A 12914-nucleotide genomic window follows, 5' to 3' on the forward strand; every position below is an offset into this window, starting at 1 on the left:
AAAAATTGAATAAAACAGTTCTACTTTTTTTACTTTTTTCGAACATTTTATATATTTATTATAAATTATCAACTATATAAAAGCAATAAAACTATTTTATTCATATTTTTTTGAATAAAATAGCTCCTTTTTTTTAATAAGATATAATCATATAATCTATTTAATTAAAAATACGGGAGGAAAAAATGGATATTAAAAATCTGATTGATAGAAATCTTATAGTTTTAGATTCTGATTCAAAAACAAAGGAGAGCGTTATTCAAGAATTGATAACTCTTTTAGATGAAAATGAAGTCTTAACATCAAAATCTGGATTCTATAATGATGTTTTATCTAGAGAGAAAGTTTCACCAACTGGTTTAGAAGATGGTTTAGCTATTCCTCATGCTAAATCTGATTTTGTAAAAACACCTAAAATTGCTGTGGCTAGACTTAAAAATTATATCGAAGATTGGGAATCTGTCGATGATCAAAATAAAGTATGTTTAGTTTTTCTTCTAGCTATTCCATCGAAACATCAAGGGGATATGCACATTGAGATTCTTAAAAATTTAACAATTTCATTTATGAAAGAAGGCTTTATTGAAAATCTTAAAAATTCTGAAAATAAAGATAAGTTTTTAACACTACTATCTTCAGAAGATTTACCTTCTAAAAAAATTGAAAAAAATCTTAAAATTGATTCATCTAAAAAAATAGTTGCTGTTACGTCTTGTCCTGCTGGAATTGCTCACACATATATGGCCGCTGAAGGCCTATTAAAAGCTGGAAAAGATTTAGATATAAAAATTTCTGTTGAAAAACAAGGTGCACTCGGAACAGAAGATGCTTTAACAGAGAAAGAGATTGAAGAAGCTGATATAGTTATTTTAGCTGTAAATAGAAATATCGAGATGGATAGATTTATTGGAAAAAAACTTTATCAAGTAAAAGCTAACGTTGCTATTAAAGACGGAAAAGGATTAATCTTAGAAGCACTTGAACATGCAACAGTTTTTGGAGTAAAAGGAAGCAAAGTCGGAAAAATAACTCTTGGAAAAACAGAAAATAAAGCTGTTGGACACATCATGGCTGGTTTATCATATATGGTACCTATGGTTATTGCTTCTGGAATAATTTTATCTATTGCAAATATTTTTGCTTTTCAAAAAAATGAGCTTGGACAGATTGTAAACTGGGGATTTGATAGAAGTACAAACTTTGGATTTTTAATGGCTAAGATGTTTGAAATAGGTCAAATCGGATTTAAACTAATGATTCCTCTATTTGCTGGTTTTATCGCTAACTCTATGGCTGGACGACCCGCAATTGCTGCTGCTATGATCGGTGCTTATATCGCCAACGACGCAGCATATCTAGGAACTCAAACTGGCGGAGGATTTATATCAGCTATACTTGTTGCATTTTTAACTGGGTATATTGTTAATCTACTAAAAAAAATAAAGTGGCCAAAAGTTGTTCAACCGCTTTTAGGAATAATGGTAATTCCTGTAATCTCTTTATTTCTTGTAACTATGATCGTTACTTTTATGATTGGTAAACCTATTGCTAATCTTATGGATACACTTTACTCAACATTGACATTCCTAAATGATAACTATACTGGAATGCCTATTATCATAGGAGCTATAATTGGTGCTATGATTGGGTTTGATTTTGGAGGTCCTGTTAATAAAACAGCTTTAATTTTCGGAGCTGCTGTTTTTACTGATACTGTTGCTAAATATGGAATTCAAGGTGCTAACTTCGTTCCAGGAACTGCTGCTCAAGCCGCAATCTCTGTTGCACCTCTTGGAATATGGTTAGCGTCTAGAATTTTTAAAAATAAATTTACAAGACAAGAACACATTTCAGCTGCCTCGGCTTTTGGAATGGGTATTGTAGGAGTTACAGAGGGCGCTATTCCATTTGTAGCATCAAATCCTGTTCAGATGATAACAGCATCTGTTGTCGGTGGTGCTGTGGCTGGAGGTTTAGCTGGTGCTACTGGCTGTAAATTCTATGGTGGAATTGGATCACCAATAGGAACTTTCATTGGATACATTGAGCAACCCGTTCCATTTTTAACTTGGATTGCTTGTACCTTTGCTGGAATAATAACAACAGCACTGATTATTGGATTCTGGAGAAAATCTATTACTGAAAACGAAAATGAACTTGAAGAGATTTTAGTTTAAGAAAGAGGAGAAAAATGAAAAAAGTACACGTCTATGCTAATACACATTGGGATTACGAATGGTATTTTACAGCCAACGAATCCATCGTTCAACTTATATATCATATGGATGAAGTTATTGAAGCTCTTGAAACAGGTAGTTTAAATTACTACCTGTTAGATGGACAAGTCAGTATTTTAGAGGAATATTTAAAATATATGCCAAAAAATTTTGAACGAATAAAAAAATTAGTTTCTGAAAAAAAACTTTTAATTGGACCTTGGTATACACAAACTGATGAACTTATTATTTCAGGAGAATCTATCGTTCGAAATCTATTTTATGGAATAAAAAGTTGCAAAGAGTTTGGTGATTATTTTAAAGTTGGTTATCTTCCTGATTCATTTGGTCAAACTAAAGATTTACCAAAAATTTTAAATGGATTTAGTATTCACGACTTCATATTTTGGAGAGGTCTTCCTAAAAATCTCTGTTCTGATAGAGAATTCATTTGGGAGTCTGAAGATGGAAGTGAAGTTTTAACAAGTAATATAAAAAATGGGTATTACTATGGGGGAAATATTATCTATAATGATGATATTGAAAATGTTGAAAAAACGTTTTCAGATGGTGTATCTAAAAATAATATTTTACTATCTGTTGGCGGAGATCAAAGATATATTGATTTCAATCTAAAAGAACGAATCGATTTTTATAATAAGAATAGTAAAAATAACCTATTGTATATCGAAAGCAATTGTGAAGAATATTTTAAAGAATTAAGAAAAGAGAATAATTTTAAAAGAGTTAAAGGAGAACTTACATCTCCTTCAAACTCAAAAATCCATCGCTCTATCTATTCATCTAGGTATGATCACAAATACTTAAACGATAAAATCGAACGAAGATTAATCTATCAATTAGAACCTCTTTTTGTCATCGGCCAGTCCTTAGGTCTCTCTCCTAAAACTGACATGTTAGAAAACATCTGGAAAAAACTACTTCTAAATCATGCTCATGATAGTGCGTGTGGATGTAACAGTGATAAGACAAATAGAAGTATCACATCTAGACTGATTGATGTCGATCAACTATCTTATTCAGCTTCTGATTATATAGTTAGAAAAATTTGTGAATCTATTGAAGATAAAAAAAATAACGATCTATTTATTTTTAATACCTTACCTTATAAAAGAAATAATCCTATTAAATTGAACGTATCCACAAAATCTAAATTTTTCACTATTAAAAATGAATGCGGAAACGAAATTAAATATAATATTTTATCTCAAGAAAAAGTTTATAGAGGAAGTATCAAAAGAAACGAATCTGAACACAACCCTGAACTTTACTATTATATAACTACCCTAATTATAGAACATCCTCTTTCACCTTTATCTTTAGAAAGAATAAAAATCTATGAAACTGAAAGTTCTGAAATTTATGAAAGTTCGAAGGCTAAAAATTCTGATAACTTTATCGAGGATTCATTCTATAAAATATATTTCTACGATGGTAAACTTACACTATTTAATAAAATTACAAAAATTTTACTTCAAGATTTTATAAGTTTAGAGGATAGCGGAGATGACGGAGATACTTACGATTATTCTCCCCCTATTTTAGACAGAAAAATACAGCACAGTTTCTCTGAAAGTTCTGCTACCTTTAATAACGATTCTATTTTTAAAAGCTTAAAGATGCAAAGTTACATAAGACTTCCTTTAAACTTAAAAGATAGAGAACTTAATATTTTAAATACATATCTAAAATATGATTTAAAAATTGAACTAAATAATTCAGGAAATATTTTGGTTCATCTCACTGTTGACAACCACACTCAAGATCACAGATTAAGAGCTGTTATAAATAGTGGTGTAGTCAGCAATATATCTATCGCTGATACACCTTTTGGGATAATCGAAAGATTAAATACTCCCGAAAATATTGATTGCTGGCGTGAAATTGGATGGAAAGAGGAACCGTCACCTATATATCCATTTTTAAATTTTGTTACACTAAAAAATAAAAATATCTCAACATCTGTTCTATCAAAAGGAATAAAAGAGTATGAGATTCTTGAAAATAGTAAGATTGCTCTTACTTTATTTAGAAGTGTCGGCTTTTTAGGTAAACCCAATCTTTTAAGAAGACCTGGTATCGCCTCTGGTCAAGAGTTTAAATATATTCAAACTCCTGATAGCCAACTTCAAGAAAAATTAAAATTCAAATTTGCTATAAGATTTGAACACAATTTCAATGGAGAATTTGATGCTAACTCACTTAAAAAAGAGTACCAACTTTATGCTATAACAACACCTTACTATCAAATTCAAGAGTTGAATCTGTTTACAAATACTTTAAAATATTTTGTAATGCATCCCTTAAAAGATAAATTAAAAACTTTTGAAAACTTAATTGATTTTTCAGAGTGCAATTTAGCTCTATCATCTATTTTTCCAATAGATAAATCTAGTTATGGTTTGAGATTAGTAAATTTAAATTCTAAAAAAGAAAAAGAAGTTATTAAAGTAACCTTTGGAAAAGATTATGAAATAATCAATATGCTATATGAAGATATTAGTTCAAAAAGAGATATCATAGATTCAAAAATTATATTAGATAACATTAAATATGGAGAAATTATAAATCTAAAAATTTATATTTAAATTAAGTTAATATGGGAGGATTTTTATGCGTAATTTTATGAATTTAATCGAAAAAAAGCTTATGCCTATTGCAGCAAAAGTCGGACAAAATCGGTATTTGAATGCAATTAAAGATGGTTTCGTTTACACAATGCCGTTTTTAATCATCGGATCTTTTATTCTTCTTTTAGTAAATTTACCATTTACAGACCCAAACACTGTTCTTTACATGGAGTGGTACAGCAATTTAATGGGGGCTTTCAAAGGAGATTTAGTTCAACCATTCTATGTTAGTATGGGAATCATGTCTTTATTCGTTTCATATGGTATAGGAATGTCTTTATCTAATTTTTATAAATTAAATGGAACTACTGGTGGATTTTTATCCATGTATGCATTTTTACTTACATCTGCTAAATTAGATTGGTTACCTATTGGACAAGCCGAAGGAGCTACATCTTTATTTCTTATAGCTGATGGTGGATGGATGCCTGTTATGGATGCTAGATATCTTGATGCCAAAGGATTATTTACAGCTATTTTAGGGACTATTATTGCAATTGAAATCTTTAGAGTTCTTGTTCAGAAAAAATTTGTTATCAAGCTTCCTGATTCTGTTCCACCTGCAATTGCAAAATCTTTCGAACTATTGATTCCAATTGTTGTTGTAACTTTTTTATATCACACTGTGAATATCTTAGTCATGAAAAATTTAGAAGTTATGGTTCCAGAAGTTATTCTAAAAACTTTTGCTCCACTTTTAAATATGTCTGATTCACTTTTATCTTTAATAATCTTACTTGTGATTATACATCTATTCTGGTTTGCTGGACTACACGGAACAAATATTGTTGTTGCTATTGTTAACTCAATAACTCTATCTAATCTAGCTACTAATCAAGCTGCACTTCAAGCCGGAGAAACTATTCCAAAAATATTTGCAGGTGGATTCGTAGATTCCTTTATCTTCATGGGAGGAGTTGGAACAACTCTCGGATTAACTCTTGCTATGATTAGAAGCAATAACACACATATTAAATCAATTGGAAAACTATCTTTGCTTCCAGCCATTTTTAATATCAACGAACCTATTATGTTTGGAACACCTATTGTTATGAACCCATTACTATTTATTCCGTTCATAACTGTTCCTATTATAAATGGAACTATTGCATGGTTTGCTACTAAGTATGGTCTTGTTTCAAAAATCGTGACTCTTGTGCCGTGGACAACCCCAGGACCTCTCGCTGCATTACTTGCTACAAACTTTGATATCTCTGCTGCAATTTTAAGTTTAGCTTTGATATTACTTTCTTACTTTATATATACACCATTTTTAAAAATCTATACTAACTCATTAAAAGAAGGAGAGATGTAAACTATGATTAAATTTAAGGATAACTTCTACTTCGGTAGTGCTTCATCTGCTACTCAAAGTGAAGGAGCTTGGAATATTGATGGAAAAGGACAAAATATTTGGGACTATTGGTTTGAAACAGAGAGCTTTAGATTTCACAATAATATAGGGCCTTATGAAACTTCTACTTTTTATAAAAATTATAAAGAAGATATAAAACTTTTAAAAGAAACTGGCCACAACTCTTTTAGATTTTCTATCAGCTGGTCTAGATTGCTACCAAATGGTTTTGGAGAAATAAATTCTAAAGCGATTGATTTTTACAACAATGTGATAGATGAGTTATTAGCTAACAAAATTGAACCATTCATCAATCTTTTCCATTTTGATATGCCTATGTGTATGCAAAATATAGGTGGATGGGAAAATCGAGAGGTTGTCAATCACTATGCTAGTTTCGCTAAAATATGTTTCGAACATTTCGGTGATAGAGTTAAAAGATGGTTTACTTTTAACGAGCCTATCGTTCATGTCGAATGTGGTTATTTACTCGGTTATCATTATCCATATAAAGTCGATCCTAAAGCTGCTGTACAAGTTGGTTATCACACCGCTCTTGCCAATGCTCTTGCGATTAAAAACTATAGAGAATTAAATGGAGATGGAAAAATAGGAATTGTTTTAAATCTTTCACCTTGTTATCCAAGAAGTGAAAACAAATGGGATTTAAAAGCTTCATTTATAGCTGATCTTTTTGCCAATAGAAGTTTCTTAGATCCAGCAGTAAAAGGTTATTTTCCAACTGAATTAATAGAGATTATCAAAGAACACGATTTAATGCCTGAATATACAGAAAGTGATTTGAATATAATCTCTGAAAACACAGTTGATTACTTAGGAGTTAACTACTATCAGCCTAGAAGAGTTGCTGCTAGAGCCTCTCTTCCAAACCCAGAAGCTCCATTTATGCCCGAATATTATTATGACTACTACATTATGCCTGGAAGAAAAATTAACCCTCACAGAGGATGGGAGATTTTTGAAAAAGGTGTCTACGATATAGCCATAAATATTAGAGATAACTATGGAAATATTGAATGGTTGATAACTGAAAATGGAATGGGTGTTGAAGGTGAAGAGAAATTCTTAGTTGACGGAATTATTCAAGATGACTATAGAATTGATTTTTATAAGAATCATTTAAAGTGGTTACATAAAGGAATCGAAGAGGGATCTAACTGTATCGGATATCATGTTTGGACTTTTATTGATAACTGGTCTTGGTTGAATTCATATAAAAATAGATATGGATTAGTTTCATTAGATCTTTCTAATCAAAAGAGAACTATTAAAAAAAGTGGAAGATGGTTCAAAGAACTTTCTGAGAAAAAGGGGTTTTAAATGAAAAATTATTTAGTTTTTGACTTTGGAGGAAGCTCTATCAAGTATGGTGTTTTATCTGAAAATGGAAATATTTTAGAACAATCAAGTTTCAATACACCAAATAGTTTAGAGGATCTTTATTTTGAAATTTCTAAAATTAAAAATAGTTACACCTACAAATTTTCTGGTGTAGCTTTAAGCTGCCCTGGGGCTGTTAATACTGATACTGGTTTTGTTGCCGGTGTCAGTGCCCTTCCTTACATACATGGTCCTAATATAAAAAAAGATTTAGAAGATATTTTGAATCTTAAAGTTCATCTTGAGAATGATGCTAACTGTGCTGCTCTTGCTGAGGTTTGGTTAGGTGAGGCAAAGTTTAATGACGACGTTGTTTTCATCGTTCTTGGAACTGGAGTTGGTGGAGCTATCGTTAAAAATAAACAAATTCATAAGGGAAAAAATTTACAAGCTGGGGAATTTGGAATTATGTATTTTGAAAGTGAAAAAGGTATTCCTGGAACTTGGGGATCTGTTTCTATTGGACAACTTACAAGTAGAATCTCTAAAAAACTTAATCGAAATATAAATGGAATTGAACTTTTCAATTTAATCGATGAAAATGAAATTATTTCTAATGAAGTGAAAAATTGGTATAGTGATTTGGCTAAAGGAATTTTGACTATCCAGTATATTTATGATCCTGAAAAAATAATCATTGGAGGAGGAGTTAGTGCCAATCAAACTATTATCAATAATATTCAAAAAAGTGTCACTGATCTTGTAAATAAAATTGATTCTGCAACCATATATCCAAAAATAAAATCTTGTAAATTTAACAATAATTCAAATCTTATTGGTGCACTGTATAATTTTTTACAGAATTCATAAATCTTTTTACTATTTTTGAATAAGCAGTCAAATTTCAGAAAAAATATATAGTTTTTTTTATTAAAATAAAAAAACTCTTTTATTTTTACATTTAATATAGTATCTTATATTAAATATTTTTATCAAAATAAAAAAAAGAAAATAGGAGTTTTTATATGAAAAGAAGAGAAAGATACATTATTAGCGGTTTAGTCATGTTCTTATGTATGGGAACTATCTATTCATGGGGAGTATTCCAAACCCCTTTAAGACAAACTTTAGAAACACTTTATGGAGAACCTGTTTCTCCTACTTTGGCAAGCATGCCATATACAACATTTTTATTTTGCTATGCATTTTCAATGCCTGTAGCTGGTTTATTTATTAAAAAAATCAATCCAAAAATTTTGGCTATAGCTGGTTCACTTTTAATATCTTTAGCTTGGATTTTGGCTTCATATGCTAAAAGTATTGAGTTTATAATTTTAACCTACGGGATTTTAGGTGGAATCGGCGTAGGAACTGTTTATGGGATTCCTATGGCCGTTGTAACAGAATGGTTCCCTGATAAAAAGGGATTTGCAGTTGGATTAACACTTTTAGGTTTTGGACTTTCACCATTTATTACAGCTCCTTTAGCTGGAGAATTAATAATTAAATTTGGTGTCTTTTCTACCTTTAAAATCTTAGGAATAGCTTTTGCTGTTATACTTACACTTTTATCTTTAACCTTAAGGTTTCCAAACAAAAGTGAAATAGTTGTAACTACACAAAAACATGAAGATTTAGGGTTTGATATCGGTCCTAAAGATATGCTTAAAACTACAAAATTTTATGCACTTTGGAGTTGCTATGCTATTGGAGCCTTTTCTGGGCTTTTAGCAATCGGAGTTTCAAGTTCATATGCTCAACAAGTGATTGGAATCTCTCCACTAAAAGCAGCATTTTTCACATCATTCTTTGCTATTTTTAACGGAATTGGAAGACCATTATTCGGAGCTATTACAGATAAATTAGGTTCTAAAAAAGCTATTTTAATATCATATTCATCAATTATTTTTGCAGCGGGATTATCTTTAACTTTTAAAGGTAATATTATCGCCTTCGTCATAGGTTTCTCAATCTTATGGTTAAATTTGGGTGGATGGTTATCAATAGCTCCTGCATCAACTGCAAATATTTTTGGAAAACCTCATTATACTGCAAACTACGGAATACTTTTCACAGCTTATGGTATTGGAGCTCTATCTCAAGGGTTTATTGGCGGATATTTTAAAGAAACTTTTGGATCATACATCTATATTTTTTATCCTGTTATTGTTGCTTGTATTTTAGGAATATTTATCTGCTTAATTTTTCTTCGAAATAAAAGTGTCAAAGGTTAACAACCTTTGACACTTTTACTTTTCTATCCTTATTATTTCTCCTGGCTTTTTTAAGCTATAACCATCTAACTCAGATATTTTTCTTTTAAAGAAATCAGATTTTAAAAACTCTATGAAACCATTAATCTTATCACTATTTTTTATTTTAGGATTAACTAAAAAATCGTACTCCTCTTCAGATATTGAGATAAAATCTAAATCTGCTATTTTAGCAGCCTCCATTATTCCAAGACCAACATCAGCAGTTCCATTTTTTATAGCCATCGCAACATCTAAGTGTGTAGATAACTCATAATCATATCCTACAATCTCTTCTGAATCGATCTCTTCTTTTTTCAAAAAATAATCTAAAAGTATTCTTGTTCCTGAGCCTCTTTGTCTATTTACAAATCTAACTTTTTGAGAAAAAATATCTTTTATATTTTTTATTTGAAGAGGGTTTCCTTTTTGAACCATTATCCCTTGAACTCTTCGAACACCTTTTATCAATAACATTTCTTGATTCGGGAAGTATTTTTTTATAAACGAAATATTGTAAACTCCACTCTCTTCATCCAACATATGAATTGGAGCTATATGGGCATTTTCCTGTTTTATAGCCAATATACCACCAAGACTTCCAACATGTGTTGAACAAAGCTTTATAGAATCCCCTATCAAATCCATGACAACATCATGACTTCCAATTGATATAAGATTATCATCAATCTCTTTTATAGGTTTTAAAAGTCTTACTTTAACTATCTCTCCAGCCCCTAATCCTTCTACAGCTCTTGGGATTTCCAAAATTCCATCAGCTTTTGATAAACTTGTCGTAATTCCAGCTCCTCTAGAAAGAGGCATAGCTATATACCCATTCTCCCCTTTATGTATAGTTACTCTCACAAGCTCTTTGTGCTTCAAAGATGAGTTTATATTTTTCCCCAACTTTCCTTCAATATACTTTGTTTCAGAAGAAAGTTTTGTCATATTTTCTAAAAGAGGTTTTAAAAATATATCCATCGCTAAATATGCTGATACAGGATACCCTGGAATTCCTATAACTGGTTTTTCATTTATCTTTCCCAAAATTGTTGGCTTTCCAGGTTTTATTGCTACACCATGAACAACAACCTCACCAAGCTCACTAATAATATGCTTTGTGTAGTCTTTGCTTCCTGCCGATGAACCAGCATTTATAATTACTATATCGTACTCTTTTGAAAGTTCATCCAATCTTTTTTTCATCTCAATTGGATCATCCTTCAATCTATCTTTAATTTCTGGAACTCCTCCCCACTCTTTTATTTGAGCTGAAAATATATATGAGTTACAATCTATAACCGATCTCTCTTTAAACTCTTCTTTGAATATATCAATAACTTCATCTCCCGTTGGAACAATTGCAACTTGAGGTTTTTTATATACTTCAATCTCCTTTATCCCTCCTGTTATTAAAGCTCCTAAATCTTGAGGTGCTATTTTATGATTTGATTTTATCAACATATCTCCCGCTATAATGTCTTCTCCAATTGGCCTTATATGTTGCCAAGGCTTAGTATTTTTAATTACTTTAAACTCTCCATTTTCTAACTCAATAAGTTCCTCAATCATAACAACACAATTTCCACTTTTTAAATCTAAAGGATTCCCTGTATTGACATATCTAAAATCACTCTCTTTTAAGTAAACTGGAGTTGTTTCTGTTGCTGATTTTATTTTTTCTGAAAATATGAATATTCCATCCATTGCACTTGCTGGATAAGTTGGAGAACAATAGTTTGCAAAAACAGCCCTTGAAGTTATCCTTCCAACAGAATCTAGAACTGATATTTTTTCACTCTCTAAATTCAAAGATAAACTAGATAAATATCTATTTATTGCTTCGTCTACATCTATGTTATCTATATAAACATTTCTCTCAATCATTTAGTATCACCTCTACCACTTCACCTTTATAAAATCCTTCTTTATATTCTGGAATAATAATTATTCCATCACATTCTAATAGAGGTCTTATCATAGACGACTTGCTCGTAACTGGATATATTTTAACTTCTCCATTTACAACTTCTAATTTAGCATTTATAAAACATCTTTTTCCAGAATCACCATAAATATTTTGAGCTAACTCGCCATATACTTTAACTCTATCTCTATTTAAAAAAGTTGGTTCAATCAAAGCTTTAAAAACCGTCACTCCTGATTGAGGATGACCAGGCATACCAAATACAAATTTATCTTTGCACTTAGCAACTATAGTTGGTTTTCCAGGCTTTAAAGAAAGCCCATGAATAAATACTTCTCCACCAATTTTCTCCAATGCCGCAACAGTAAAATCCCTCATACCTACAGAACTTCCACCAGAAATTAAAACTATATCCGATTTCTCAAGAGCACTCTCTAACTTTTTAGACAATAACTCTAAATCATCTCTCACTAAAAATGTTTGAACAACTTCTCCAAACCCTTCTTCGATCAATGCTGAAAATATATGTGTATTTATATCATAGACCTCTCCAAGTTTTAAATCCTTTCCTAATTCTACAATCTCATCACCTGTTGATATTATCGAAAATTTAAGTTTTTTATAAACTTTAACTCTAGATTTTCCTATTGAAGAGAGTACTCCGATATGACTTGATTTTATAATCTCACCTTTTCTTATTAAAATCTCATCTTTTGTCACTTCAGTACCTTTTAAAATGATATTTGAGAGTTCTGAAACTCCTCGATTCACAAGTATCTCATCAGCCAAATTTTCACAATCTTCAATCATAACCACGGCATCTGAACCCTCTGGTAACATTCCTCCTGTAGGAATATACATACATTCTCCAGATTTTAAAAATATGTCCGTCTTCTTCCCCATCTCTCCCTCTCCTATATACGTTAAAGGAATTGGTGAAAACTCACTTGCTCCAAATATATCTTTTGCTTTTACTGCATATCCGTCAACTGTAGATCTATCAAAGGACGGAATATCTATTTCAGAAAATATATCCTCTGAAAGAACTCTATTTAAACTTTTCCATAAAGGTATCTCCTCTATCTCAATAACTTTATCTATTCTTTTTTTTATCTCATTTATAGCCTGATCTAAGGTAATTGTTTTAAAAAAATTCATTCCTCCTCTCCT

General features: G+C 30.8%; 8 protein-coding genes. 6 read left to right on the plus strand and 2 right to left on the minus strand.

The annotated features are described in order from the left end of the window. Nucleotides 1-185 precede the first annotated feature (185 nt). The 6 genes from L988_RS04770 (at nt 186) to L988_RS04795 (ending at nt 9796) form a co-directional block, all read left to right on the plus strand. The gene (locus tag L988_RS04770; RefSeq protein ID WP_081990290.1) at nt 186-2177 is read left to right on the plus strand and encodes a fructose-specific PTS transporter subunit EIIC; all 1992 of its coding nucleotides are present in this window, start codon (nt 186-188) and stop codon (nt 2175-2177) included. A 14-nt stretch (nt 2178-2191) separates the two neighbouring features. Further along, nucleotides 2192-4825: a glycoside hydrolase family 38 C-terminal domain-containing protein gene (locus L988_RS04775; protein ID WP_047382100.1), complete on the plus strand. Its 2634-nt coding sequence runs from the start codon at nt 2192-2194 to the stop codon at nt 4823-4825. A 25-nt stretch (nt 4826-4850) separates the two neighbouring features. Then, nucleotides 4851-6182, plus strand: coding sequence for a PTS cellobiose transporter subunit IIC (gene celB, locus L988_RS04780; protein ID WP_047382103.1), 1332 nt, complete (start codon nt 4851-4853; stop codon nt 6180-6182). 3 nt (nt 6183-6185) lie between these two features. Beyond that, nucleotides 6186-7562 carry a glycoside hydrolase family 1 protein gene (locus tag L988_RS04785; protein WP_047382106.1) on the plus strand — a complete coding sequence of 459 codons (1377 nt, stop codon included), beginning with the start codon at nt 6186-6188 and terminating at the stop codon, nt 7560-7562. Further along, nucleotides 7563-8432, plus strand: a complete 870-nt coding sequence (locus L988_RS04790; protein WP_047382108.1) for an ROK family protein — start codon at nt 7563-7565, stop codon at nt 8430-8432. It abuts the gene before it with no gap. A 155-nt stretch (nt 8433-8587) separates the two neighbouring features. Further along, nucleotides 8588-9796, plus strand: coding sequence for an OFA family MFS transporter (locus L988_RS04795; RefSeq protein ID WP_047382110.1), 1209 nt, complete (start codon nt 8588-8590; stop codon nt 9794-9796). Between the two features lie 15 nt (nt 9797-9811). Here L988_RS04795 and L988_RS04800 read toward each other — a convergent pair whose 3' ends face one another. Then, the gene (locus L988_RS04800) at nt 9812-11704 is read right to left on the minus strand and encodes a molybdopterin biosynthesis protein (RefSeq protein ID WP_052191697.1); all 1893 of its coding nucleotides are present in this window, start codon (nt 11702-11704) and stop codon (nt 9812-9814) included. Next, nucleotides 11697-12902 (minus strand): molybdopterin molybdotransferase MoeA, encoded by a 1206-nt coding sequence (locus L988_RS04805; RefSeq protein WP_047382112.1) that lies wholly within the window; start codon nt 12900-12902, stop codon nt 11697-11699. The genes L988_RS04800 and L988_RS04805 overlap by 8 nt, the downstream gene beginning before the upstream one ends. Nucleotides 12903-12914 lie beyond the last annotated feature (12 nt).

The organism is Cetobacterium sp. ZWU0022 (genome assembly GCF_000800875.1).
Lineage (GTDB): Bacteria > Fusobacteriota > Fusobacteriia > Fusobacteriales > Fusobacteriaceae > Cetobacterium_A.

What these genes read in the sequence shown, in the direction of transcription:
- L988_RS04770 (WP_081990290.1), top strand. Translation starts at nt 186, where the DNA reads ATGGATATTAAAAATCTGATTGATAGAAATCTTATAGTTTTAGATTCT.
- L988_RS04775 (WP_047382100.1), top strand. Translation starts at nt 2,192, where the DNA reads ATGAAAAAAGTACACGTCTATGCTAATACACATTGGGATTACGAATGG.
- celB (WP_047382103.1), top strand. Translation starts at nt 4,851, where the DNA reads ATGCGTAATTTTATGAATTTAATCGAAAAAAAGCTTATGCCTATTGCA.
- L988_RS04785 (WP_047382106.1), top strand. Translation starts at nt 6,186, where the DNA reads ATGATTAAATTTAAGGATAACTTCTACTTCGGTAGTGCTTCATCTGCT.
- L988_RS04790 (WP_047382108.1), top strand. Translation starts at nt 7,563, where the DNA reads ATGAAAAATTATTTAGTTTTTGACTTTGGAGGAAGCTCTATCAAGTAT.
- L988_RS04795 (WP_047382110.1), top strand. Translation starts at nt 8,588, where the DNA reads ATGAAAAGAAGAGAAAGATACATTATTAGCGGTTTAGTCATGTTCTTA.
- L988_RS04800 (WP_052191697.1), bottom strand. Translation starts at nt 11,704, where the DNA reads ATGATTGAGAGAAATGTTTATATAGATAACATAGATGTAGACGAAGCA.
- L988_RS04805 (WP_047382112.1), bottom strand. Translation starts at nt 12,902, where the DNA reads ATGAATTTTTTTAAAACAATTACCTTAGATCAGGCTATAAATGAGATA.